Below are 24239 nucleotides of genomic sequence, written 5' to 3' on the forward strand. Positions count from 1 at the left end.
CGATGTTGATCAGGCTCGACTCGCCCATCGCGGTCATCACGCCGATCGTGATCGTCTTGGCGTCGAGGTTCATCGCCTGGCCGGCCTTGATGATGTAGGCGGCGTTGAGGACCTGCTCCCCCTTGTACGGGCCGACCTGTGCGGGCAGGGACGAGGTGACTGTCCGGGTCTTGCCGGCCGGGGACGTCGGGGTGAGCGGGGCCAGGGTGGGGTCGAGCTGGGGTGGGCTGTCGCCCGGGCCGGGCGGTGGGGTGGGCGCGGCCTCGGGAGCGGTGCCCGTGCCGCCGGTGGGCGGGACGGTCAGTCCTTGCTTGGTCATCCAGTCGCGGGGGTTGACTGGCTGGCCGTTGACCTCGACCTGGAAGTGCAGGTGGGATCCGCTGGAGTTGCCGGTGTTGCCCTGTACGCCGATTTGGCGGCCCGCCCACACCTGGTCGCCAATGCTCACGGCGCGCGAGGCCAAGTGCATGTACGTGGTGGTCAAGCCGCCGCCGTGATCGATCTCGACCATGTTGCCGCCGGTGCGGCTGGTCGGAGTCGCCCTCACCACCCCGGCCGCCGCCGCGACCACCGGGCCTGAAGCAGGGACCTCGGCCAGGTCGATTCCGGCGTGCAGCTTGTACTCGCCGTGGTCGATGTCGCCGGGGTTGTACCGCATCCCGTACTCGCTGGTGACCATGAACTTCCCGACGACCGGGAACCGAACTGGCCCTCCGGCGGGCGGAAGGTTGCCGTCCGGGGAGATGCAGGGGTTCTGGCTGGCGTTGGCCGCGGCACCGAAAATCACGGCGACCAGACCCAGCAGCACGGGAACCACGAGCATGCCGCCGGCGACCAGGACGGCCAGGACGAGCGCGACCTTCTTCACCGCGGGCCCCCCGAGGTCTCGGGGATCGCCCGCGCGACGTGGATCCCGTCCGCGTCGGTTTCCATCTCGACGCGGTAGTAGCCGGCGTCGGTGGGGACACGTGCGAGCATGAGCAGGTCCGAAGGTGTTGTGGTAGGGAGGATCACTGCGGGGCCGGTGACCTTGGTGAAGGGCACCATCTGCGGGTCGGTGCCGGTGTAGGCATCGACAGCGGCGGCGGACAGGTGGGTCCTGACCTTGGTCCACCACTGCTGCTCCGGAACTGATGGCGCGGGCCGGGCGAAGTCGGCCAGGAAAGCCACCGCCGCCTTCGCGTAGGTGGCGAACCTGGCGGCCTGGGCTTTGTCGCGCGGGATCGCGGCCGCGGTGGGGTCGACCGGCGCGCCCTCGGGTTCGAGCGGTTCAGCGATTGAGGCCGGGGTCGGGGCCGAGGCGCCGGTCGACGGCGACGACACCGGTGCCGGGGAGCGTCCTGGGGCTGAGGCCGGCGTCGGAACGGGCAGCACCGTGTCAGCGGACGGGGTAGCGCTCGAGGTGGGCTCGTCGTCGCGGTGCTGCAGGAACCACAGCGACACCGCGGCCAGGACAGCCAGCACGACGGGACCAATGAATCGACGCATCGAGGATCACTTCCCGCCAGGTGCGCGACGGCCGGCGCGGCGCTCGGCCAGGCGGGCCTGAAGCCGAGCGGCTCGCTCGGTGGCCTGCGAACGTGGCTTCCCCGTGGCCGACGGGGCAGGAGCGGATGGCTGCTGCGTATCCGAGCGGGCAGGCGCCGTGGGTGAGTCCTTGCCCGAGGCCGGATTCCTCTTGCCGGGCTGGGGTGTCGGGGTCTTGCCGGGACCGGTCGCCAGGCGGGAGGAGACCACCTCTCCCTGGATGACCTGGCCCTGGGGACGCCCGGCGGAGACCGATGAGCTCGGGAGCGGCGGACGGTTCGTGCCCGCCGCGTTCTTGCCGGAGGCGAGGGCCATCCGCGAGACGAGTGCCGCACGTTTGGCCGTCTGGGCCGCCCGGGCGGCCTTCGATGCGCCGGTTAGGACGCTTGAGGCTCCGCCGGTGGTGTAGGCCAGTGCCGCGCTGGTGCCCGCACGCACCAGCGTCCCGGCAATCTTTCTGCGAGCCCCGGCCAGCCGTGGACGCGGGCCGGCGCCACCACGACCGCCACTGCCGCCGGGTGGCAGCTGTGGGTTGTCTGGCCCAGGTAACAGTTGCGGGTTGTCCGGGCCCGGTGGCAGCTGCAGGCGACCTGGCCCGCCTGGCCCGTGGGTGGGGACAACCTCGCCCTCGACCACCGTCGGGCCACCGCTGCGGGGCAGGCCACCGAAGAACATGGCGGCCTGCCGACGGTTGTCGATGAAGGTCGGCCCACCCGTCACCGGGTCACGGTTGGCCATCGCCCGCTGGGCGCGGACCTGGGCCAGGCTGGTGACGGTCCGCACCGCTGTGGCGGCGGAACCAAGGCTGAGGCCCGGCTGACGGTCGGGCATCCGGGTGGCCGGCGCACCCCCAGGGCGCTGGGACATCCACTGCGCCAGCCGCTGGGTGGCGGCCTTGAGCTGCCGGCGCTGACGCCAGTACGCGGCGGTGCCAACGACAATCAGGATGTCGACGACCACGAACGTCCTCGGCATCGAGGCGCCCGAAGACCCGGCGAACATCGCCTGGATCACCAGCAGGAACACTCCGAGGAAAACTGAGGTGAAGATGATGAGCAGCAGGGCAACGAGCGTCTCGGCCACGGTCAACAGCAAAGATCCGCGGCTACCGCTGGGCAGCAGACCGGTGACCATGGTGATGATCGCCTTCAGAGACTGGAACATCGCCCAGACCGCGGCCGCGATCACCGAACCGGCCAAGATCAGCGCCATGCAGAGGATGACGAAGGCTGCTGGCATGAACACCACCGAGCCGATCGCCATCGCCGAGGAGGGGTTGGCCGCGTAGTCGCCCAAAGCCTTGTCGCAGTCACCGACCCTGTCGCGGATGTTGGACTCGGTGCCGTAGGGGCCACCCTTGATGACCTCGTTGTAGGCGCCCTCGGACTTGGTGCCGTCGATGATCCGACCGAAGTTGATCATCTGAGTGGGCTGGCGGATGAAGGTGTCGACCAACTGCCCTGTCTGGGCCTTCCGCAGCTGCTCGGGGGTTTTGCCTTCGGCGTCACCGGTGGCGAGCTCGGCGGCCAGCTCCTGACCGGTCTGGTTGGCCTTGACGACAAAGCCGTCCTTGCCGGCGATCATCTCTACCGGCTGGGCAAAGACCCCCGAGGCCAGCGCCGCAATGACACAGGCGATGCCCACCTCCCAGATCGCCGCGGCGTAGCGGCCCTTGAGCATCCACAGCCCGGCCAGCAGGGCAGTGAGCGTGAGGAAGGTCGGGACCAGGCCGAGACTCCTCACCACCTCCTGCATCGCATCCCCAACCGCCAACAGGGGCGAGGCGATCGTTGTGACCCAGCTGAAGGACAGCACCCAATCCAGGAACCACACCGACAGCGCGCACCAGGAACGGTAGGCACCCCAGCAGCTGTCGGTGATGGACGCCCAGAAGAACTTGTCCGGGCTGGTCATGCCACCGCGATCCAAGGACAGCTCGTAGTTCCACAGCGAGATACCCAAAGAGTCCTGCAGCCCGATCCACCCCAGCGCGGGAGGGGTCTGGCCGATCGTGTCCTCCGCTGCGATCGGCGCCGCGGCGGCGATCTGCACCCGCACCAACACCAGCAGCAAGGCACTACCGATCACTGCAGCCACACGGGACAGCCAGCGGGGCGTATGCAGCCTGGGGGGCCTCACGCCGACTCACCCGTTCGGGGGCCACGAGCACTGGCTGAACCGCCGGCGGTGATGGCCGCGGCGCGCTCGGGGCGGGCAGGTAGGAGGACCTTGATCCGGCCGACGTTGCCGGACATGTCACGCATCGTGGCCTCACCGCGACGGTGGACCGGGACGTCCTTGCCGTCCGAGCCCACCGGTGAGGTGTCGTGGCGGACCATCTCCACCAGCGACTCGTCACCGGGGTCCAAGTCCAACCAAGCCAGGCCCCGCTTAGCGAGAGTCTTGTCTCGGTGGCGCATGAGGATCCTGGTGGGAATCAGACCGCGCAGGGTCGCAGACCCGAAATCGGCCTCCGGGTCGTGAGAGTCCAACAGCACCACGGCACGGTGCTTGCGGCCGTCACGGACAAAGTCGACAAGCTCGCGCTCACCCTCAAAGGAGATCGTCATCGAGTGCGCCTCGGACACCACAAACCCAGCCAGGGCGGAGGTATCGGCGAAGCACACATGGCGGGACAGGCCCGCGATCAGGGCGTTCAGGGCCCGACCGAACAGCTTCTCCAACCCGAGCTGCTCAAACAGGTGCTCGTGCTCGAGCTCCTCACGAGAGGGCAGCTGCAGGGTGTGGGTGCGTATGACGACCGCCCGGGTGGACAGGCTCAACGCCGGCACAGCGCCATCGAAGATCACCCGTCCGAAGTCCCGGCGCGCGAAGACGTTGACCAGGCGCGCGAGATCACCGGCACCGGCAAGTTCGCAGCCGGCCTGCAGGTGAGCAAGCAGCGCCCCGGCCGAGGCAAGCTGGTGCTTCTCGAGGTAGGCCGCGTCCAGGACGTCAGAGAGCAGGACCCCCCGCTCGGAAGTTGGCCGGACGTTGAGTAGCGGCGTCAGGAAGGTCTGCATGATCCGGGAGCCGGTGCGCGGCCCGAACACCCGCAGCGGATCCAGCGACAGCTTGGGCTCGGCCACGTTGACGACCACAGCCTTGGTCAGAGCCTCCGCCCACGAGGCCCACTCCCCCTTGGCGGTGCGGTCAGCGATGACCAGTTGGCCACCGCGGTCGATCACGTCGCCGGCCAGCTTCATGAGCGTGGCGGTGTTGTGCGTGGGCACCATGGCGCGGCCGGCGAGGAACAGGTGCGAGGGACTCGCCACGCGGATGCACCGAACCGGGACCGCGGGCACCTCTCGGACGTCGACGACGTACCGGAAGCGGTTGCGGGCTGGTGAGTGCCGGCGGCTGCGCTCCAGGAGCACCTGGCGCTTACGCGTAAGGCGGAAGACGTCATCTGTGGTGGAGAACGCGACAGTCCACTTGGGTCCGCAGACGCGAGCGTTGAGCTTCGCGACGCCTTCGCGCAGAGCTGCCCGGTAGCCGAGTGAGCACACCAGCTCGTGCACGTCCTGGGCAAGGCGCGGGGTCGTCGTCGTGAACTCGACGCCACCTCCTGGCGCGACGGTGCCGTCGGTGTCGAGGAGCCCGGCCAGCAGGGCTCGCCGCTGCTGGATACTGCTGCGCAGATATGCCTTCGGGATGTGCTTGTTGTTGCGGACGCCGAGCAGCCGAAGGCGCCCGTTCAGCGACGAAGCGTGGTGACAGCGGCGGCAGCGCAGGGTGGAGCTGCACCGCGGCAGGTCCTCCCCACACACACGGCAGGCGCGGTTCCTGCGCAGGCTTGGGATCGAGCGGGCGTCGCGTGCGCATCGCCCACTACAGAACAGGCGGGCGCTGTTGACGATCGTCATGGCCTCGCCGCACTGGAGGCAGGGCCGCTGCTCTGCGGCGCCGGGGCCCTCCCCAGGGATGGTCACCGAGTAGGCGAAGTCGGCTTTGAGCTTCGACACCTCATACCCGGCCATCTCGATGTGGGCCATCACCTCGGGGTCGGCAGAAAAGATCTGGGCCTTGCAGCTGTGCCCGTCTCCGAGCCAGGCTCCGAGGACATAGGGGTCAATGGGTAGGTGCACGTCAGGAAGGCGGAGGGCCCCTGCGACGGGGATGGCGTAGTTTGCCTGGGCGCGGGTGCGCAGCGTCTGCTTGATCTCCTCGGTCGTCACTGTGGCGCCGCGGGTCGGCCAGCCTGCCGACGTCAGCGTTTCTGTGACCTGTGCGAGGTCGAGCGTGGCGACCGAACCACGTTCGCGCGTCTTGTAGTTGGCCTTGGCGGCTCGGACCCGGACACGGTCCGGCAGGGTGGTCCAGAGGTGGTCGGCGTCGGCAACGATCGTGGAGCCATCGGAGAAGACCACCTCGTAGCAGGTGTGGCCGGTCATCACGGGCGAGGTGGCCAGGACCACGGTCAGGTTGCCCTCCTCGTCGAACACCATGTCGCCCGGGGCGAGGTCACCCATGCGGGCCCATCCCGAGGGGGTGGGGATGGGGGTGTCGAGGGCCAGCGCCTTGCCCGCGCCCAGCTCCCCGGCGACGGCGGCCGACCCGGAGATCTGCCGGTCAGAGGCGCCCTCCAGGTCGTGCAGCACGACACTGGTAGGCCCACACGGGACGTTCTCAGCCAGCAACGGGCCGTGCGCGATGTTCAGCCCGAGCGCGCTGCCCTTGGAGTCGCCCAGGCGCACGGAGGCAAGGGGGACGGTGGCGGACAGGGCCTTGCTGGTGGTGATCTGCGCAAACTCCCGCACAGCTCTGGAGGCGGGAACGCCCGGCTGCATGGCCCACCACAGCTCCTCCTGGTAACCGAGCGGGGAGGCGAGCTTGTAGCCGGTGTCGGCGAGGAAGTCGGAAAGGGCCCGTGCCTGAGCGCGAGAGGACTCCGGGTTGGGACCGGCGACGGCGAAGAGCATCGTCGCCTGGACTTCGACCTCGAGCTTGTCGCTCTCAAGGATGGCGACGTACTCGGCCAGGTCCTCGGCCACCCGATCCAGCATGTTCAGACCGTGGCTGACCTCACCTTCGCGCTGACCGTACTGCTCATTGAGGTTGCGCAGCGCCCGCTGGTTCTGGCTAGCGACGGCGGCCGAGGAACGGACCGACAGGCGCATGGCCCAGTCGACGTCGAGGCCGGACTCGTCGATACGGCCGATGACCTCGCTGCCGGGAAAGACCATGCCGCCGTCGGGGACGTCACCAATCACCATGAGCGTCTGGTAACTAGCGGAGGCCTCGCCAATCGTGGAGGCGTCGGTGACCTTGAGGTAGCGACGATTGATCGGATTCAGCCGAGCCGGCGACTTGGCGTCCAGGTCGCTTTGGCCCCCTTCGTCGAGGACGGGCTCACCCAACGATGCGCTCGACTTGGGGGCGAGCAGAGCGGCGGCGAGGTCGCCCTGCGACCCATCCGGCAGGTCGAGGTCCTGGAAGAGACCGCGGCGGATCGAGTGCTGGTGCAGCCAGACCATCTGGGCGGCAGTGGCCGGGGTCGGGTTGAAGGGCCCGGGGATGCTCTCGGCGATCCGGGCCGCCTGAGCCAGACGGCGCTCGACTTCGCCAACAAGGACTGGGGCCCTGGGCAGGCCGAGCCGGTCGCGCAGGTCAGAAGTGGCGGCCTTGAGCGGCTCCACGACACGGTCCGAGGCCTTGTCGACACCAAGCGGAACCGACAGCCAGTAGATCCGCTGACCAGGGCCGATCTGGTCGAGAGAGTCGAGAGTGGCCTCGCACTCCGCGACCCACTCCGGGCACTCCTCGAGGTCGACGCCGTCGAGCATCTTCGAGACGATGACTGCGGGATCAAGGCCGGAACAGATCCCCAGCAGGACGGACTCGCCGGGCAGGGCGCGGAACAGCGCCTGGTGCAGCGCACGCACACCGTGCTTGTCCTTGGTGGGACGCAGCCCGTAGGGCAAGCCGGTGAGGATCCAGTCCGCCCACACTGTGCCGGAGCGGGTCCAGCGCAGGCTCGCGGCCATCGAGCGGGTGGGATTGCGCATCAGCCCTCCTGGTGGCTCGTGCCCACGGAGGCCAGCAGGCGCTGCACGCCGGTGAGGGCAGCGATCTGGGCGGGATGGGTGGACGAGGGCGCGGGCTGCAGGCAGCCGCTGGTTGTTTCAGGGTGCGTTGGCCGCTCGCCGACAGGCGTGGTCTCGTGGTGAGTAACCACCACCTGGGATCGGACCTGGTGGAGGCGGCGGGCGCGGACCGGGGTGCCACCGACTCTGCCTTGGGCAGGTGAGCTCATGGCGCGTAGCACGCTGGCCCCGACTGACAGTTGGTTGCGTGCTCCGATGGGAGGAGGCCAAGAAGTACGACAAATGCGGTGCTCGTCGGGACGACCATCAGCGGGGGGGCGCCGCTCCCCCGGCCGCAGCAGCCGACGGATCGCCCGGCGCACCGCAGGAGACCCGGCGCGCTCCAGCGCTGCGCATCCGGGCCGTGGCCTGCTCATCCAAAGGACTGACGGCCAGCGGACCGAGCGCCTGGACGATCTCCTCGCGGGCCGCGTGAACTGCAGCCGCGTCGGCCAGGGCGCGCGAGGCGCGGTTGTGGCGACTCATCCGGGAGTCCTCCGGTGATGGTTGGGCGAGGGGTGCTTCGTCGACTGAGGAAGGTGCGCACGGCCAGTGCCCTGTGACAAGGAAGCCGCGGAAATTGCGGCAGGACGGCGTACGTCGTTGGCTGCACATGTGAGTACGGGCTGTGCATAGGAGGCGTGCACGTCGTGGGGTATCTCGATGCGTTGCGATGTGGTGTCGGCCGAACCTCTCGTGCGTGTCAGATGGGTCTGTGTACGGAGATCAACCTTGGTGTTGAAGGAGTACACAGGTGTCCATGGCAGATGAGCAGTCGCAGCGTTCGCAGCAGTCTGAGAGCCCGTTCGGGAGTCGAGCCCAGAGCCGGGGTCTGCGCGGCGGTTGGTCAACGAGAGGTTGATGCCGGGTTGTTGGACGACTTGATGGCTCGGGTCGACGAGGACAGGCTGGCGTTGAGGACTGCTGCACGAGCAGGTGACAGGGCGAGTCCTTACCTGAGCCGGTCAAGGCGGTGCTGGAACTTGGCCTGGTCGAGGAGTTGACCGGGCATCTGGGCTACGCCAAGGGCGACCCGGTCCGCCGCGGCAGTCCGAACAGCCCCCAACGGCTCCACGTCGAAGACGGTGGCCGGAGCCGTCGGTTGGTCCCCCCTCGCCCCGATCACTCGCGCCCACAACCGCTGGGGACGACCTGTCCCGGCAGTGTCGGGACCAGAGATATAGCTTGGCCGGTCCCGCAGGACCGGACAAGAGAGAAGTAAGGGTTGAGGGGGAAGTGCTAGGCCTCCTCCATCGCCGGCCTTTTGCTTGCGGATCTAGTCGTCGACGTGAACAAAGTTGTCTGTGCAAGGCCCGCGAAAGTAGAGCTCGGCCTTCCTGTTTGTGCCGTCTACGGTGTAACTGATATCCGTGAATATGACGGAGGTCCCGTTTCTAATTTGCCGAATGTTGTCAACGAAATCGTCGGCGTTATCGGGGTCATACTCCCAGAGGCTTAGGCTCGTGACGTCGTTTGGATCTCCTCCAGGGTAGTGCCAGGTGACCCGAAAGGCGCCGCCGCCTGATTCGAACACCTTAGCCTCAATCCGTGGACTCGCTGGGTTGATGGTTTTGGTTGTGGGTGGGTCGCGGTTGGTGGTGGGTGGGCAAGGCGGGCCTGCTGGTCTGCCCAGCTTTCCTTTGGTCTCCGGTCGGGCCTTGGCGGCGGGTGGCTAGTTTCAGGCGACGCGTGGCGGGCCGGTTGCGGGCCTGAATACGTTGTTCCACAGGGTTTTCCAGTGTTGGGCCCAGGGCCAGTGCTCGGGTAGGTGCATGACTCTCCGGCGCCCGGGGCGGGCGATCCTGGCGGGGACGGTGACGATGTGGCGGCGCAGCGTCGAGCCGCGGGCGGCGGCGTGGCGGGGGCTGGTGAGGGTGCCGGCGGCGCGGAGCAGGTTGTGGGTGATGGCTGCGCAGATCGCCCAGGCGCTGTTGGCGGCGAACCGGCCTGAGGGTAGGTGTGCGAGTGGTCCGTCGATCAGGTCGGCGAACACGGTTTCGATGATCGCGTGCCGGCGGTGGGTGATGTCAGCCTGCGCGGTGGGTTCGGTGTTGTTGGTGAAGAACGGGTGATGACGCCATACCGGGAACAACTCCTCCTCGCGGGCGCGGTCCCGGACCCGGCGCACGACCAGCCGGGCGGTGACCGGGTGCTTGGTCGAGGCGAACGCGGTGAACTCCGTCTCGGCGACCTCGGCGTCGGAGATCAACTCACCGGTGTCGGGATCGACCACCGCACCGGGGTAGTGCACCGGGGTCCAGGCGTGCTCGGGGATGGAGGCGATCGCAGCGGTCACTGCCGGGTTCTTGGTCAGCACCACCGAGAACCGCGCCCCTGCTTTCACACACGCGGCGACCACGGCGTGGTTGCCATACGCCGAATCGCCCCGCACCAAGATCTCCCCACTGGCGCCGGCGACACGGGCGGTGGCGATCGCTTCGACCACCATGCTCGCCGCACCTTTCCCAGACCCGGCCCGCCCGGACCGGAGCCGGATCCCGGCCACCACCGGCGCGCCCTGGCTGGTGCTGATCGTGGTCGCCAGCGGTGACAAGCCCCGGCGCAGCACCTGCCGGCCGGCGATCTTGGTGTGCCCGAAACTCCCGCCCTGCTTGGCATGCCCATAAACCGGGCGCAACAGCGAGTCGATATCGATGAACACCTGATCCTCGATACCGGGCAGCAGCCCGCTGGCCTGAACAAGGTTGACCAGATGCGCCCGCGCGACCGACGCCAACTGCATGCAGTGGCCGTGGGTGAACTCCCGCAGAAACTGGCCCAACGTCGCCGGCGCATACACGCCATCGAACAGCCGGCGCATCCCACCAGAGCGGATCACATCCAGATCATCGATACAGTCCGCGCCGGCAGCCATCCCCGCGATGATCGAGGTGAGCTTGCCCGCCGGGTTCACCGCTGCCGACCTCACCGTCGTGGTCCGGATCGCGACCCGCTCCTCCACCAGCTCCGACAGGCCCGCCCGCTCGGCCAACGCCATCACCGGCACCAGGCCCGCACACGACACCAGGTTCTGATCATCGAACACCAGCGTGGCCCGCGACCACCCATACGGTAGTTTCACTCTCAGTGCCTTTTGGATCGGGTTGGATCAGGATCTAGACACTCCAGATTCTCCCGATCCAGAAGGCACTTTCCCTGCTACCGCGCCGAGGGCCCACTCACCCGGTCCACGGATTGAGGCTTAGTGTGGCAGCCGCTGCCGTCCGCGTCCAGATAGAAGTAGCTGTTGCCGAGCGACTGCCATCCAGGTTCGTCTGCCGCCGCCGGCCCTGCTAAGAGAGCGCAGATTGCTAATGCCCCGAGTATGGGGGTCAGTACACGTCGGAACTTCATCGGTACTCCCTGTTGCGTCTAGGTCTTTAATGCGCGTTCACCGCGCGGAACGGATGCGCTGGCCATCCGAGGACTCGCTACGCCCCTTCCCCGTCGCGTGCTGCCGCCAGATCGGGCGAGCAGGTCGTACTCGTAATCTCGCCGATGACAGGAGAAAGGTCTTTGATTCTGCATCTACACTCCTTGACGATTCCTTGCAGATGATCGAGTTCGGCCGGACTCACGGTCACCTGTGCAACGTGACGCTCGACCTGGATCATCCGCACAACACCCGAGAGAAGGGCGTCACGGCCTCGCGCTGGGCTGGGTATCGCGCGGGGCTGGGTCGTCGGCTACGACAGCAGTGCCGACGACTGGACGGTCCACTGACCGCAACCTGTAAAGCAGGCGACGCCTCGGTGAGATCGGTCTGGACACCCCACGGCACCGGGCAGGGACGTTCGAGCCGCGGTTGGTCCCGAAGGGTTCACCCGTCTGGGCGGTCTGGACGAGCAGATCATCTCGCTGTACGCGGGCTGTCCACGGCATCCAGCACCACCTCGCCCGCACCCGAGGCCTGGTCGGTGATGGGTTGGCCGGGACTGCCAGGCCCTGACCTCCCCGGCCACCGCGTCGGTGACCTTTGAGATCGTCTCGTGCGACAACTGGTGCCCACGGGGGTCCACGGCAGCGCCGACGAGGACGTGGTCGGAGCACCGACCTGGCCCGAGGTCCTACCCCCACGCTGCTGCAGATCACGGCAGGCCGGCACACGCTGCCTACAGCGCCGACTACGACGAGGCCGTCTTCCTCGCCGACTGCCACCGCCACCACCTCGACGTCGCCGAGACCGGCCAGCCAGAACGATGGGGCTGCGCCATGAACCAGAGATCAACGTGGATCCGTAGCCGGCGACGAACCGGGCTCGACGGCGGCACTGGTCGGCCTGGCAGGTGCTCCGGGACCCGGTTCACTTTTGCGGCTGTCGCCTCACCAGTTGGTGTGGGAGCCGTCGGGCCTTCGAAGGTGGGGCACCTCGTAGGTCGGGTCCGTGACGCCCAGCTTTAGCTGTGCCTCATCGGCGTCGATCCCGAGGCCTGGGCGGTCCGGTACGGGGTATGCAGCTCGGTCAAGGCGCAGCCGGTCGATGAAGAGGGGGAGATTCTTGAGATGTGTTTCGTTCGCCGGAGGTCTCCCTGCACTCTAGCCAGGAGTGGTTGGGTATCGCTGCGCACAACTGGACGGTCGCGGCTGTGCATATCGGGCCCAGAGGGTTGTGCGGCATAAGGTCCACATAGTGGGCTTCGCACCATCCGGCAACCTTCACCGCCTCGGTGAAACCACCCACGTTGCAGATGTCCAGCCGTGCGTACTGTGCGATGCCGCGCTCGACGTAAGGCAGGAACTGCCACTTCGATGCGAACTCCTCGCCGATGGCGAAGGAGACATTCGTCAGGGTCCGCAAGCTCTCGTAAGCCTCTGGCGTGTCATCTCGGATCGGCTCCTCCGGAAGTCCAGGGTGCCTTCGGGCGCCCGGGACCTGCTCATGGCAGCAGCCAGCGTGGGACTCGCGACCGCGATCCCCAGCAGGACGGACTCGCCAGGCAGGGCACGGAACAGCGCCGGGTGCAGCGCACGCACGCGTGCTTGTCCTTGATGGGACGCAGCCCATAGGGCACGCCGGTGAGGATCCAGTCCGCCCACCCCGTGCCGGAGCGGGTCCAGCGCAGGTTGGAAGCCATCGATCGCGTGGGGTGCGCATCAGTCCTTCTGGTGCGGCGTGCCCACGGAGGCCAGCAGGCGCTGCACGCCGGTGAGGGCAGGGGTCGGGGCGGTGCGGATAGACGCCGGCGTCGGCCGCAGTCGCGTCGACGCTGGGGCCGGCGCGGGACGGCACCCGCGCGGTCGAGACCGGCACCGCTTGACCTCCGGATGCTCGCCCGCCCCAGCCGCCCCGGGCAAGTCGGGGTGGGCTGCCTGCACGTCGGCGAGTGTGGGTCCGCCGTGGGTGATGACCACCGTGGAGCGGATGTGGTGGGGGCGGCGGATGCGGACCGGCTTTCCGCCCACGTTGCCCTGGGCTGGTGAGTTAATGGCGCGCATTACGCCGGTCCCCACCGACAACGGGTTACGTGATCCGATCGGGAGACGGCCGAGGACGAGAACCAGGCCGTAGGCCGACCCGAGCAGGATCAGCGCGTTGCCGACCAGCCCGAAGTGTCCCCACAGCCAGGTGGTCTTGGTGCCGATGACGATGAACAGCACACCCGCGATGACCTGGGTGTAGGTGTAGGGCCCTCCCCAGATCGTGGCGCCGTCGGGGGTCTTCCCGATCAGCTGCGGGAAGCGGCGGGCACGGGTGTACCACTTGACGACCTCGCCGCCATCGGTGCCGCTGCTGATGCTTGTCGACATCACATCTCCTGTTCGTCGCTGAGTGGTAGGCGTGGACCCTGGTTCAGGACGTGGAGAGGGCGGGGACTGCGGGACCGGTCAGAACAGCCGGCGAGAAGGGCGACCCGGGGCCGACTTGGACAACGGTCGGGCCGGAGGCGTTCACCTCGTTGTCGACGCGGTCCTTGATGTCGGTGACGCTCCAGACGCCCCACACGAAGATGCCGGCGGCGACGAGGGAGATGATGATGCGGGCCATCGCGCCGCGTGAGGCCACGCCCTGCACGATCACGAAGATGATCGCGATGGTGACAGCGACGGCCCGCAACAGCGTCTGCGTCTGGGAGTTCTTCGACGTCAGCCAGTCGAGGATCCCTTCCCCACTAGCCGGATGGGCGGCCATGAAGTGCCCCGCGAGCGCCTGGGTGCTGACCTCCTGGGTCAGGTGGATGAGTGCGGACATGATGGGTGCTCCTCCTACTGGGTGGTGGCCGCCGGCGAGCTGGCGCCGGCCGGGGTTGGGGTGATCGCGCTGCTCCCGGTCGGGGTGCGCGTCGTGTCCCATGTCGAGGGGTCGGGCGGGGTCTTTGCGGCCACTGCTGGCGTCGGGTCGATCGCGGTGATCTCCCATCGGCCAGCGCGGGCGGTGAGCGTGAGCGCGTACGCCACGCTCGAGCTCTGCTTGTCGGTGACCGAGGCGGTCGCGACAGCGAGGACGCGCATTCGCTGGTCATCCTCGGGAGCGGCGGCGGGGTCGACATCGCCGGTGCTGCGCAGGTCGTCCAGGCGCACCGACATGTACGGGGCAGGGGTGAGGGCGGCCAGGGCGACCCCGGGGGTCAGGTAGCGCGAGACGTCGCCGGAGCCGGCGATGTAGGCGGTGAGGAACTGCGCGACCGTCTGACCGACCGGGGAGCTGGTGCCTATCTGGGTGCAGTAGGTGGGGGTGCTCCCCTGGACAACGGTGGGCGGAGAGACCGGGGTAGGCAGGGTCAGGGCGGTCACGCTGCCGTTCGTGAGTTGGACGGGCAGCTGGAAGAACCGCCGTGCGGTCTGGTTGCGGGCGTCGGTGACGGTCACGGCGACGGTGACCGACCAGGTGCCGTCGGTCTGCACGATCCGGGCCACGGTGGGGTCGGCGGTGGTGAAGGCCTGTTGGGACATCGCCGAGATCTGTGCGTCTTTGACGAGGGCAAGCACAGGGGCGGGCTGGTCCTGGGTCGTGGTGAGCCACGTGAGGACGACGCGCTGCGCGAACTCGCCGGCAACCGCCTGGTCGTTGGACCTGTCGGTCACGGTCGCGGCCTGGACCGGGGCCGGTCGGGCGGACTGGGCCAGCGCCAGACCGCCGGCGACGGCACCAACCGGGCCGAGCACCAGGCAGGCCATCAGCCCTACCGTCGCAGCCTTAGCGGCCAGCGCGGAGGTGGTCTGATGGGCGCCGTCAGCGATCGGCGGCAGCTCCTCACGCAGATCCTCATTGGTGTTCTGCTCCTCGACGCCGGCGCGACGACGAAGCGACACAGTCGGGCTCATGCGGCACCTCCAGGAGCGAACTCCTCCGAGACCAGCCGGAAGATCTGAGCCCTCACCGGAGGAGCCTGCGGCTGGGCCACACCGGCGCCCTCAGTGCTCGTCGAGACGACCACCAGCGGGGGGCGCCGCTCCCACGGCCGGAGCAGCCGACGGATCGCCCGGCGCACCGCAGGAGACTCTGCACGCTCTAACGCACTGCGCATCCGAGCCGTGGCCTGCTCGTCCAAAGGGCTGGCAGCCAGCGGGCCGAGCGCCTGGACGATCTCCTCGCGGGCCGCATGAACGGCAGCCGCGTCAGCCAGGTCGCGCGGGGCACGGTTGCGGCGACTCATCGGGTCTCCTCGAGCGATGGATGGGGGCTATCCGTCACTCGAGGAAGGTGCGCGAGACCAGCGCGCTGTGACGCGCGAAGCCGAAGACATCGCCGCCCTCCGAACAGCTGTTTGCGCAGGTCACCGCGCGGCAGCGGCTGCGGGCAGACCTCTCGGCCCGGGCTTGCTCGCAGAAAATCCAGGTCGCAGCCATTCGGGCAAGACATCGGGCAAGAGTTGATCACTTGAGTGGGTGCCAGTAGGGACATGGCGCGTCGGCACCCACAAAGAGTGGACGGGTCGCAGCAAGTGCTCCTACGGTCCAAGCATGGTCAGCACCGGGGAGCCCGAAGCCGTGAAGAAGATGCAGCGCATGTTCCGGCAACACGACACCGCGCCCACCGGCGTCGTCTCGCCCCTCTACCGCCAACTGACCCAGGAGTGGGCCGCTCTGCATACCCTGCCCAGCACCGCACGCACGATCCGCCGCTGGGCGCGCACCGAGCCGGCGCTGGCCGGGTTCGCCCGGCCAGGCGACATCGTCGACGCCATCGACGCCACAGGAAACGACCGCAAGAACGCCATCCTCCTAGCGCTCATCCGGCTCTTCCAGGCCGGGCAACAGCTGGCCGGCCGGACCGTCCTGCAGGCGTTGCTGCCCAAGCTCGCCAAAACCAGCGCCCACGCCAGCATGTGCACCTCGAGCACCGACACCTGGGCCGAGGACCGCCGGCACATCACCATCGCAGAGTTCTGGGACGTGATGGCCGACTACCCCGTCGACCGACGCACCACTTCGGTCGCCTCCAACCTGGCCCTCGACACCCTCCACCGCGTCTCAGGAGTGCGCCGGCCCGCCGAGGACATCCCCGTCGACCCCCACGACTTCCACGAACTCGGCGAGCGCGACACCGCACGCCGCACCTGGCTCGCCGGACTCAGCAGCGAAGGCTTGAATCCGACCGCCGAGCTCACCGCCGACGCCGACCTTCTACAGGTCATCACCTGGGGCATGATCACCTCCGTCATCACCCGCGACGAAGCCCAACTGCTCACCACCTCATACCTCCCCGAGCAGACCAGCGGATTCGGGTTCGCCGACGCCGCCGAGCAGCTCGGCCTAACCCAGGCCGCCGTCCGTCAGCGCTGCTCCCGCGCCGCCCGCAAGCTCACCGAAGCCGTCCGAGCCGAGATGACCATCCACGTCACCCTCTCCCCCACGTCCGACGCCCAGATCGCCTAACCCCGCCGGCAGATATCAGGGGCCGGAGCGTGTCGAGATTGCGGCTGTACGGGGCGCGGGTATCTGATGCTCGGACGGCGGTGGTTCGACTGGACGACGTTCGCCTTGGTCGCCGCAACGAGGTGCATCGTTCGTGGACTGTTGCCGTATCGCAACGGCCGAGCAGCGCAGTCCAGGCCGCGGGTCCTCGAGGAACGAGGCAGAGGGGCCCCCGCGGACTGCGGGGCCCTCTGCCTCGGCGTTCTACTGGTCGCCTCCCCCGGTTGCCGTAGACGGCTCCGAGGAGTGCGATGAGGGCAAGGTCACCTTCATGGCGTACTCGGGATCCAGGTGCCACCAGGCACCCCCCGCCAGCGCTGTGACCGTCGTCATAAGGGCAGCGTCGGGTCGCGCTACATGAAGCCGCGCTCCCAGAGAGGATTGTTGATGGCCATAGAGCCCACAGCGGAGCAGCAGGCTGCCCGCGACGTGTTCGCCACCGGCCGGGACCTGGCGCTGGTCGCCGGCGCAGGTACAGGCAAGACGTCCACGCTGGTCCTGATGGGCTCAGCCACTCGCAAGTGAGGCCTGTACATCGCGTTCAATCGGGCGATCGCCGATGACGCTCGACGCCGGTTCGCTCCGAACGTCGAATGCCGCACTGGGCATTCCCTGGCCTATCAGGCCGTAGAGCGCCATTATCAGGACCGGGTGAACTCCTCAGCGCGCATCCCCTCCAAACAGACCGCCAAGATGCTGCGAATCACCCAGAACCTGCAGATCGGTAAGCGCCGCATCCCAGTCACGCACCAGGCGCGGCTGGTGATGGGCATGGTCCGCCGGTTCTGCTACTCCACCGACCAACAGGTGATAGCCCGCCATCTGGATTCGGTCAACGGGCTATCACCCGCAGGACAGGAGTACCTGGCCCGTGAGCTGCTGCCGCACGCGGCCCGCGCGTGGGAGGACATCTGCTCACCCAAGGGCCGGTTGCGGTTCGAGCACGACCACTACATGAAGATCTGGGCGATGACCGGCCCCGCTCTGGAAGCCGACTTCATCCTGCTGGACGAGGCCCAGGACACCAACCCGGTGTTGGAGGAGGTCTTCCTTGCCCAGGACGCCCAGCGGGTGTGCGTGGGCGACCCTGCCCAGCAAATCTACGCCTGGCGCGACGCCCATGATGTGATGACCGGGTTCCCCTCCGAGCACCTGCAGCTCACCCAGTCCTTCCGCTTCGGTCCCGCGATCGCAACGGTCGCCAACCGGTGGCTGCGGCACGCCGAATCGGACATGCGGCTGACCGGGTGCGGTCCCGCCACCTCCCGCGTCGGGCCCGTGCCCGACCCCACAGCAGTGCTCTGCCGCGGGAACGCTGACGCGATGGCCGAGGTCATGGCCTACCAAGATCTAGGAGTGCCGGTGGCGGTGACCGGCGGCGGGCGCATCCTGTTAGGCATCGCCACCGCCGCCCAGGATCTGCAGGCCGGTCGGCGCACCAGTCACCAGGAGCTGTTTTTGTTCAACTCCTGGGGCGACGTACAGGAGTACGTCGAGCACGACAAGGCCGGCCAAGACCTCAAGGCGATCGTGAACCTAGTCGACAAGTACGGTCCCGAGCGGATCATCGTGGCAGTGGAACGGCTGTCGGAGGAGAAGGACGCGAAGGCAGTGGTCTCCACTGCGCACAAAGCCAAGGGCCGCGAGTGGGACAGCGTCCGCATCGGGCCGGGCTTCGACCCGCCGCTGGACGCCGAGGACGGCGTGCAACTGATGTTGGAACCGGAGGAAGCACGCCTGATCTATGTGGCGGTCACGCGGGCCCGCCACCGGCTGGACCCGGCGGGCATCGCCTGGCTCGACGCCTACGAACAATCCATGGCTCGCACCTACGGCACCATCGCCGGGCCTCCGATGCTCCAGCTGAGCCTGACCCGGCAACTGCGGCTGCCCGCCTCGCCCATCTCCCAGTTCATAGCCGCTCACCTACCCGACACCGTCGCGTCGAGCGCGACTACCTGACGCACCTGACTCGACTGCCGCATCCGGTGGAGCCGACCGATGTGCAGCACCCCGACTGGTCCGCCCTCGGGCAAGCCATCGACTACCGGCTGCGCCTGTCGTTCGGCGGACGGCTTGGCCCCGCCGTCACCCTCGGCGTCGCCTTTTTGGACGGCCCTGAGCACTTCCACGGCGCGCCCGCCGCACCCATCCGCCACGCCCTGTCCGAGGCTGGACGGCAACTGCTGGCGACCGTGGACGCCTACCTGGCCGCTCCCGGTCGGTACGACGAAGAGATCATCGCGCGGCTGTGCTTCGTCGCCGCCTTCTACGAAGACATCGCCCGCAACGGGCGGATCCGCCGCTTCAGCATGCTCACCACAGCCACCCGCACCACGACCCTGGCTGAGTTGACCGCCGCCGTCCCGACCTACGCCATCGACGACATCGCCGCCCAGACGCACCTAGCCGAACGAGCCTTGGCCCCGTTGCGCGCCCTGCCACCGAAGGCAAGGGTGTGCGGCCCGATCTTCGCCGGGAGCGACGACATCGGCGGCGCCGACGCCGACTACATCCTGGGCGGCCTGCTGCTGGACTGCAAAGCCACCACCCACCCCCGCAACCTCGGCCGCAACGAGATCTACCAGCTCGCCGGCTACTTACTGCTGGACTACGACGACCAGTACAGCATCGACCGCGTCGGCCTCTACCTCTCCCGACAAGGCGGACTGATCATCTGGGACGCCAGCGAGTTCCTGCGCGGCCTCGGATCCACCACGCCCCTGCCCGAGCTCCGCCACCGGTTCCGCGACCACCTGCGCGACGTCGCCAACGAACACGGTCCCCGCTCAACGCCACCCACTCCGCAAGCGCCGGAACCAGCCGCTCCGGCTTCACCGCCCCCACACAGGTCCTCACTCTGGTCACGACTCTTCGGCCGATAGCCCGGAGACGCCCGCGACGATCGCCCCGCCGAGAATGGCGTACCCGCCGCGTATCGTCCTGTCGTGTCACGTCCGCCTCTTGTCCGGTGGGCGGGGAGTTCGTTCCGTGCACCGCCCCCGCCGTACGGCGATACACGCCGACCCTGACCATGCCGAACGTGCTGCCCCCTTGCCACCCGCGTATAGCTCGACTCTCCCCGTGCTCCACAACTCTCTGGAAGGGCAGAACACACCATGGAAAAGATGACGCCCCCGATCGAGCGCCTCGTCCGGCTGATGGTCCTGCTTCCTTGCAACGTCAAGCATCCACTCTGGGTCAGTGTCAGAGCCGATGGCGCCGACCTCGGCGAGGTGTTCAACATCCGCTGGTTCGTCGGTCAGGCGGCCACAATGTGGCCGCCGGCCGGGCCCCGCAACCTGGCGGCGGCGGTCCTGATCGCCTTCGACGCTCCAAGCGACAAGACGCTGTGCCTGATCTCCGAGGCAATCCTGCGAGAAACCACCGGCCAGCAGGACGGGTGGGGCCCCCAGGCGGGCGCGGCCTGGGTGGCCCAAGCGACCGCGGCCGCGGTCGAGGTGTTCGCCCACGACCGCCAGCTAGACAAGGTGCTCAATGAGGTTCAAGAACACTGGACCCTGAGCACCTGAGCTTTCCATGTCACCTGAGGAAGACTGATCACGGTGACGACCCCGCCCGAGGACCCGCCCACTTACCACGACGACAGCAGGAAGGGTCCGCCCTGGAGACGATCCCAGGTCCGGCCCTTCCTGTCGGGCTGGCGCCACAGGCTCACGGGCGCCGGCACACGCCTGCTACGCCGGAACCGCCCCGGTCACCCGCGCATCCGGCAAGTCAGGACTGGTCCTGCTGCGCCGCGCCCGCAACCAACGACTCTCCGACGCATGCCGCTGGTGGGCCTTCGGCGCCATCCACCAATCCGAGGGTGCCCGCCCCTACTACCGACACAGGCGCAACACCGGCGACACCGCGGGTCGCAGCGGACAGGTCCAGAGCTGCCGAAGGCAGGCGCGAAGGGCCGCGAAACCGGACCGGATGACGTCACCACGTCGAGCAAGCCCGCGCGCTGCACGCTTGCCGGGCCGTCAGCGGAATCACCGACTAAGTGGTCGGCGTCGTAAGTTCGTCGGGGGTTAGCGCCGATTCTCGTGTCTAGCGGTGGCGCGTCGGTGGCTCCAGGATGTTGGGCGGCTCCGGGCTGCTTTCGCCTATGGGCATGTGATTGTGATGGTCGTTGCGCCCGAAGCGGGTGATCGGTCAGGGTCGATCTGACTGCCTGTTGTGGCGGGTTTCGGATTGTCGTCCGACCCGGATGTGATGAGCGAGCACGATCTCACTTGGAGTACGACGGCGGGAGAGACGCAGCGATGGCTGCCGTTGCGCTCTGTCGCCGCCAGTGATCGGCGTGTCATGTTGACCGCGATCGTGTCGCTTGCTGTAGTTGAATCGTGGAACAAGCAGCGATATCCACCCCAGAAGCGGCCCGTCGGGGCAGTGAGTACTTCGCCGCCCCAGCAGCGGCGAACCAGCGTCGTTACGAGGCACTGCGCGCGTACCTGTTCGAGGGAGTCTCAGCGGCGGAGGCGGCGACCCGCTTCGGCTACACCCTGACGACGCTGCAGTCGCTGGTGCGGGACTTCCGGGCCGGACGCTGCGAGTTCTTCCAGAGCTCGCGTCCGGGCCCGAAGACGGCCCCGGCCAAGGAAGCGGCCCGCACCAGGATCATCGAGCTGCGCCGGTTGGGCCACTCGGCCCAGGAGATCGCTGCCGCGCTCGCCGAGGAGGACACTCCGCTCAACCGCACCGGGGTCGCCGAAGTCCTGGCCGAGGAAGGGTTCCCACGCTTGTGGCCCCGTCCGCACGCCGAGCGCGGCCTACCCCGACGCGAATCCCAGCCCCGCACCAAGGTGATCGACTTCGCCGTCCTGCCCGCCCACGCCGACACCCGGATGGCCGGGCTACTGCTGACCATCCCCGATCTGGTGGCACTGGACCTGCCCGGCCTGGTGCGGGCCGCGGGCTATCCCGGCACGTCTGTGATCCCGGCGATCAGCTCGATCCTGTCGCTGCTGGCGATCAAACTCACCACCACCCGCCGCGTCTCCCACATCGACGACATCGCCACCGACCCCGGTGCGGCGTTGTTCGCCGGGCTGACCAGCCTGCCCAAGGCCACCGCGCTGACCACCTACTCCTACCGGCTCGACCACACCCGGCAACAACGATTCCTTGCCGCACTGGACAAAGCCAGCCTCGCCGCAGGGCTCGCGCACGGCGAGGCGATCAACCTCGACTTCCACGCCGTCATGCACTGGGGCGCCGACCCCGCGTTGGAAAAACACTACGTGCCCAGACGTTCGCAACGCACCCGCTCAGTGTTGACCTTCTTCGCCGAAGACGCGGCCACCCACACCCTGCTCTACGCCAACGCCGACCTCGCCAAAGCCAACCAGAACAACGAAATCCTCGCCTTCGCCGACCACTGGCGCACAACCTCCGGAGCGGACCCGAAACTGTTGATCTTCGATTCCAAGGTCACCACCCAGGCCCAGCTCGCCGACCTCGACGCCCGCGGCATCGCCTTCATCACCCTGCGCGCCCGCACCCCGAAACTCACCGAACACCTACATGCCTTGCCCGCCAAGGACTGGACACCACTCACCATCGCCCGAGCGGGCGGGAAAACCCGCCGTGTCCGCGTGATCGAAGACCCCGCCGCCACACTCTCGGCCTACCCCAGCACGCTACGCCAACTCGCCATCACCGGACTCGGGCACGACGAACCCACCATCCTGATCACCAACAATCGCACCACCCCGACCAAACACGTGATCGAGGCCTACGCCAGGCGGATGAACATCGAACAACGCCTCGCCGAAGCCATCCGCTCCTTCGGCCTGGACGCCCTCGCCGGCGCGGTCCCCCTCAACATCGACCTCGACGTCGTGCTCTCCGTACTCGCCCACACCATCTGCGCCGCGCTCCGCCGACGCCTCCCCGGCTACGCCACCGCCACACCCGACACCCTGCAACGCCGATTCCTCTCCACCGGCGGCACAATCGAAAACCGCGATAACGAAACCATCGTCCGCCTCGACCGACGCGCCTACTCACCCGTCCTCCGCCACGCCGACCTCCCCACCACCGAAGTCCCCTGGTGGGGCGGACGACACCTCCGCTACGAATACGAGTGATCAAACTGGGGTTGAATCCGCTGCGCGAGAATCAGCGTTAGTCGGTGGTTCAGGCGGTCGGGTCGTTGAGGTAGAGGCCGCAGGCGCAGTCGAGGGCTTCTTCTGCGGTGCCGGCAGAGTTGCCGGTGGGCAGGAACGAGTCTTCGTATTTGTCTTTGCTGGCAAGGTAGATGGCGAAGCCCCACTGGTTGGCGTAGCCGCCGTAGCGGAGCCGGCATAGCGGCTGGGTGGTGCCGTCGGGGAGTTGGCCGGTGATGTAGGCGAAACTGCCGTGGAAGCGGACATCGACGCTTGTGAGGGCGGGCCAGCGTTCACGGGCACGGGCGTGGACCCGGTAGGACAGTGACGCTTTGGTCGATTCCGGCGGTGTCGGCATGGGATCTATCGTGCCGTAGCCGCTTGTTTCGTCGTGCCCTGCGTGTCGTACCAGCTCACGCACCCGTCCCTGCAACATGATCGACGAATTCTGTTGTCGATCACGAAGTGGCTCCTCATCGTGGGTGTTTCCCAGGCCGTGCAGATCCGGCTGTCCGCCTCAGAACGTAAACGGTTGAGGAAGATCGCGCGTGGCCATAGGAGCCCGGTCAGGGAGAAGCTGCGAGCTCAGATCGTGGGGGATGCTGCCCGAGGGCTACCCAATACTGTGATCGCCCACAGGTGCGGGGTGGTGGAGGACACGGTACGCAAGTGGCGTGGCCGGTTCGCGGCGGACAGGCTGGAAGGGTTGAAGGACCTGCCACGCTCGGGTCGTCCACCCTCGTTCACGCCGGTGCAGGTTGTCGAGGTCAAAGCACTCGCCTGCCAGATACCCGCTGATGCTGATGTGCCGCTGGCCCGGTGGAGCTGTCCGGAGCTGGCCCGCCACGTCGTCGCCGCCGGTGTCGTGGAGTCGATCTCGACCTCGACCCTGCGGCGCTGGCTTACCGCTGATGCGATCAAACCCTGGCAGTACAGGTCGTGGATCTTCCCCCGCGACCCTGATTTTGCGGCCAAGGCGGGCCGAGTGCTCGACCTGTACGCCGGCATCTGGGAAGGCGAGTCATTGGGCGTGGACGAGTATGTGATCTCTTCTGATGAGAAGACCTCGATTCAGGCCCGCTGCCGCTGCCACCCTAGCCTGCCACCGGGAACGGCCCGCATGATGCGCATCAACCACGACTACGAACGCGGTGGGGTACTGGCCTATCTGGCCGCTTACGACATCGAGGGGGCGCGCGTGTTTGGCCGCTGCGAACCCTCGACCGGGATCGAACCGTTCATGGCGCTGGTTGAGCAGGTCATGACCCAGGAACCGTACGTGTCGGCGAAGAGGGTGTTCTGGGTTGTCGACAACGGCTCCTCTCACCGCGGCAAGAAAGCGATCGAACGGCTGACGAAACGGTTCTCCAACGCGGTCATGGTGCACACCCCAGTACACGCCTCATGGCTGAACCAGATCGAGATCTACTTCTCTGTCGTACAACGCAAAGTCGTCACACCCAACGACTTCACCGACCTGGCCGAAGTCGAAGACCGCCTACTGACGTTCGAAAACCGCTACAACGCCACCGCCAGGCCATTCCGATGGAAGTTCACCAGAAACGACCTCGACGATCTACTCACCAGAATCGACCGGCACCAGGCAGCCGAACCAGCCCTCACCGAGGCAGCCTGACCAACCCCCGACGAACTT

The 24239-nt window shown here is 67.7% G+C and carries 20 protein-coding genes and 2 pseudogenes; 8 read left to right on the forward strand and 14 right to left on the reverse strand.

The window, feature by feature from the left end; translation table 11 throughout:
• Positions 1–340 precede the first annotated feature (340 nt).
• The 8 genes and pseudogenes from HEB94_RS51430 to HEB94_RS32670 form a co-directional block, all read right to left on the reverse strand.
• A pseudogene (locus tag HEB94_RS51430) lies at positions 341–823 on the reverse strand (M23 family metallopeptidase); the annotation flags it as partial.
• Between the two features lie 41 nt (positions 824–864).
• Positions 865–1488, reverse strand: coding sequence for a hypothetical protein (locus HEB94_RS32640; RefSeq protein ID WP_192753417.1), 624 nt, complete (start codon positions 1486–1488; stop codon positions 865–867).
• A 6-nt stretch (positions 1489–1494) separates the two neighbouring features.
• Positions 1495–3624, reverse strand: coding sequence for an integral membrane sensor protein (locus HEB94_RS32645; protein ID WP_192753418.1), 2130 nt, complete (start codon positions 3622–3624; stop codon positions 1495–1497).
• 38 nt (positions 3625–3662) lie between these two features.
• Positions 3663–7535 carry an ATP-binding protein gene (locus HEB94_RS32650; RefSeq protein ID WP_192753419.1) on the reverse strand — a complete coding sequence of 1291 codons (3873 nt, stop codon included), beginning with the start codon at positions 7533–7535 and terminating at the stop codon, positions 3663–3665.
• A complete protein-coding gene (locus HEB94_RS32655; RefSeq protein WP_192753420.1) occupies positions 7535–7783 on the reverse strand; it encodes a hypothetical protein in 249 nt (82 codons plus the stop codon). The genes HEB94_RS32650 and HEB94_RS32655 overlap by 1 nt, the downstream gene beginning before the upstream one ends.
• 97 nt (positions 7784–7880) lie before the next feature.
• On the reverse strand, positions 7881–8099 hold the full coding sequence (locus tag HEB94_RS32660; RefSeq protein ID WP_192753421.1) for a hypothetical protein: 219 nt from the start codon (positions 8097–8099) through the stop codon (positions 7881–7883).
• Positions 8100–9291: 1192 nt separating this feature from the next.
• On the reverse strand, positions 9292–10695 hold the full coding sequence (locus tag HEB94_RS32665) for an IS1380 family transposase (protein ID WP_192753422.1): 1404 nt from the start codon (positions 10693–10695) through the stop codon (positions 9292–9294).
• Positions 10696–11044: 349 nt separating this feature from the next.
• Complete coding sequence (locus tag HEB94_RS32670; protein WP_192753423.1) at positions 11045–11227, reverse strand: hypothetical protein; 183 nt, start codon at positions 11225–11227, stop codon at positions 11045–11047.
• Positions 11228–11376: 149 nt separating this feature from the next.
• Here HEB94_RS32670 and HEB94_RS32675 point away from each other — a divergent pair.
• Positions 11377–11523: pseudogene (locus HEB94_RS32675) on the forward strand (IS256 family transposase); the annotation flags it as partial.
• Between the two features lie 552 nt (positions 11524–12075).
• Here HEB94_RS32675 and HEB94_RS54885 read toward each other — a convergent pair.
• From HEB94_RS54885 to HEB94_RS32700, 5 genes are read right to left on the reverse strand one after another with little or no spacing between them, the layout of a single operon-like run.
• Positions 12076–12708: an enolase C-terminal domain-like protein gene (locus HEB94_RS54885; protein ID WP_420481552.1), complete on the reverse strand. Its 633-nt coding sequence runs from the start codon at positions 12706–12708 to the stop codon at positions 12076–12078.
• Positions 12708–13361, reverse strand: a complete 654-nt coding sequence (locus HEB94_RS32685; RefSeq protein WP_192753424.1) for a hypothetical protein — start codon at positions 13359–13361, stop codon at positions 12708–12710. The genes HEB94_RS54885 and HEB94_RS32685 overlap by 1 nt, the downstream gene beginning before the upstream one ends.
• Before the next feature lie 43 nt (positions 13362–13404).
• Positions 13405–13803: a hypothetical protein gene (locus HEB94_RS32690; protein WP_192753425.1), complete on the reverse strand. Its 399-nt coding sequence runs from the start codon at positions 13801–13803 to the stop codon at positions 13405–13407.
• A gap of 14 nt (positions 13804–13817) precedes the next feature.
• A complete protein-coding gene (locus tag HEB94_RS32695) occupies positions 13818–14876 on the reverse strand; it encodes a conjugal transfer protein (protein WP_192753426.1) in 1059 nt (352 codons plus the stop codon).
• Positions 14873–15208, reverse strand: a complete 336-nt coding sequence (locus HEB94_RS32700; RefSeq protein WP_192753427.1) for a hypothetical protein — start codon at positions 15206–15208, stop codon at positions 14873–14875. The genes HEB94_RS32695 and HEB94_RS32700 overlap by 4 nt, the downstream gene beginning before the upstream one ends.
• A gap of 307 nt (positions 15209–15515) precedes the next feature.
• On the opposite strand from HEB94_RS32700, the gene HEB94_RS32705 reads away from it, so the two are divergent.
• The 6 genes from HEB94_RS32705 (at position 15516) to HEB94_RS32720 (ending at position 22567) form a co-directional block, all read left to right on the forward strand.
• Positions 15516–16430, forward strand: a complete 915-nt coding sequence (locus HEB94_RS32705; protein WP_202896688.1) for a hypothetical protein — start codon at positions 15516–15518, stop codon at positions 16428–16430.
• 426 nt (positions 16431–16856) lie between these two features.
• The gene (locus HEB94_RS49660) at positions 16857–16994 is read left to right on the forward strand and encodes a hypothetical protein (RefSeq protein WP_202896689.1); all 138 of its coding nucleotides are present in this window, start codon (positions 16857–16859) and stop codon (positions 16992–16994) included.
• Positions 16995–17120: 126 nt separating this feature from the next.
• Positions 17121–18431 carry an ATP-binding domain-containing protein gene (locus HEB94_RS49665; RefSeq protein ID WP_202896690.1) on the forward strand — a complete coding sequence of 437 codons (1311 nt, stop codon included), beginning with the start codon at positions 17121–17123 and terminating at the stop codon, positions 18429–18431.
• A 41-nt stretch (positions 18432–18472) separates the two neighbouring features.
• A complete protein-coding gene (locus HEB94_RS49670; RefSeq protein ID WP_202896691.1) occupies positions 18473–19354 on the forward strand; it encodes a hypothetical protein in 882 nt (293 codons plus the stop codon).
• Positions 19355–19597: 243 nt separating this feature from the next.
• Positions 19598–20002, forward strand: coding sequence for a hypothetical protein (locus tag HEB94_RS32715; protein ID WP_192753428.1), 405 nt, complete (start codon positions 19598–19600; stop codon positions 20000–20002).
• 819 nt (positions 20003–20821) lie between these two features.
• The gene (locus HEB94_RS32720; RefSeq protein WP_192748393.1) at positions 20822–22567 is read left to right on the forward strand and encodes a helix-turn-helix domain-containing protein; all 1746 of its coding nucleotides are present in this window, start codon (positions 20822–20824) and stop codon (positions 22565–22567) included.
• 49 nt (positions 22568–22616) lie between these two features.
• Here HEB94_RS32720 and HEB94_RS32725 read toward each other — a convergent pair whose 3' ends face one another.
• Positions 22617–22943, reverse strand: coding sequence for a hypothetical protein (locus tag HEB94_RS32725; protein ID WP_192753429.1), 327 nt, complete (start codon positions 22941–22943; stop codon positions 22617–22619).
• A 42-nt stretch (positions 22944–22985) separates the two neighbouring features.
• Between HEB94_RS32725 and HEB94_RS32730 the strand changes: the two genes are divergently transcribed.
• Positions 22986–24221 carry an IS630 family transposase gene (locus tag HEB94_RS32730; RefSeq protein WP_202896692.1) on the forward strand — a complete coding sequence of 412 codons (1236 nt, stop codon included), beginning with the start codon at positions 22986–22988 and terminating at the stop codon, positions 24219–24221.
• Positions 24222–24239 lie beyond the last annotated feature (18 nt).

Origin of the sequence: Actinopolymorpha pittospori (assembly GCF_014873875.1) — a bacterium.
GTDB classification, from domain to species: Bacteria; Actinomycetota; Actinomycetes; order Propionibacteriales; family Actinopolymorphaceae; genus Actinopolymorpha; species Actinopolymorpha pittospori.

Excerpts from the sequence above, each read along its gene's own strand:
- HEB94_RS32640 (WP_192753417.1), bottom strand. The coding sequence starts at position 1,488 with ATGCGTCGATTCATTGGTCCCGTCGTGCTGGCTGTCCTGGCCGCGGTG.
- HEB94_RS32650 (WP_192753419.1), bottom strand. The coding sequence starts at position 7,535 with ATGCGCAATCCCACCCGCTCGATGGCCGCGAGCCTGCGCTGGACCCGC.
- HEB94_RS32655 (WP_192753420.1), bottom strand. The coding sequence starts at position 7,783 with ATGAGCTCACCTGCCCAAGGCAGAGTCGGTGGCACCCCGGTCCGCGCC.
- HEB94_RS32660 (WP_192753421.1), bottom strand. The coding sequence starts at position 8,099 with ATGAGTCGCCACAACCGCGCCTCGCGCGCCCTGGCCGACGCGGCTGCA.
- HEB94_RS32670 (WP_192753423.1), bottom strand. The coding sequence starts at position 11,227 with ATGATCCAGGTCGAGCGTCACGTTGCACAGGTGACCGTGAGTCCGGCC.
- HEB94_RS54885 (WP_420481552.1), bottom strand. The coding sequence starts at position 12,708 with ATGCGCACCCCACGCGATCGATGGCTTCCAACCTGCGCTGGACCCGCT.
- HEB94_RS32685 (WP_192753424.1), bottom strand. The coding sequence starts at position 13,361 with ATGTCGACAAGCATCAGCAGCGGCACCGATGGCGGCGAGGTCGTCAAG.
- HEB94_RS32690 (WP_192753425.1), bottom strand. The coding sequence starts at position 13,803 with ATGTCCGCACTCATCCACCTGACCCAGGAGGTCAGCACCCAGGCGCTC.
- HEB94_RS32695 (WP_192753426.1), bottom strand. The coding sequence starts at position 14,876 with ATGAGCCCGACTGTGTCGCTTCGTCGTCGCGCCGGCGTCGAGGAGCAG.
- HEB94_RS32700 (WP_192753427.1), bottom strand. The coding sequence starts at position 15,208 with ATGAGTCGCCGCAACCGTGCCCCGCGCGACCTGGCTGACGCGGCTGCC.
- HEB94_RS32705 (WP_202896688.1), top strand. The coding sequence starts at position 15,516 with ATGGTCAGCACCGGGGAGCCCGAAGCCGTGAAGAAGATGCAGCGCATG.
- HEB94_RS49660 (WP_202896689.1), top strand. The coding sequence starts at position 16,857 with ATGGCCATAGAGCCCACAGCGGAGCAGCAGGCTGCCCGCGACGTGTTC.
- HEB94_RS32715 (WP_192753428.1), top strand. The coding sequence starts at position 19,598 with ATGACGCCCCCGATCGAGCGCCTCGTCCGGCTGATGGTCCTGCTTCCT.
- HEB94_RS32725 (WP_192753429.1), bottom strand. The coding sequence starts at position 22,943 with ATGCCGACACCGCCGGAATCGACCAAAGCGTCACTGTCCTACCGGGTC.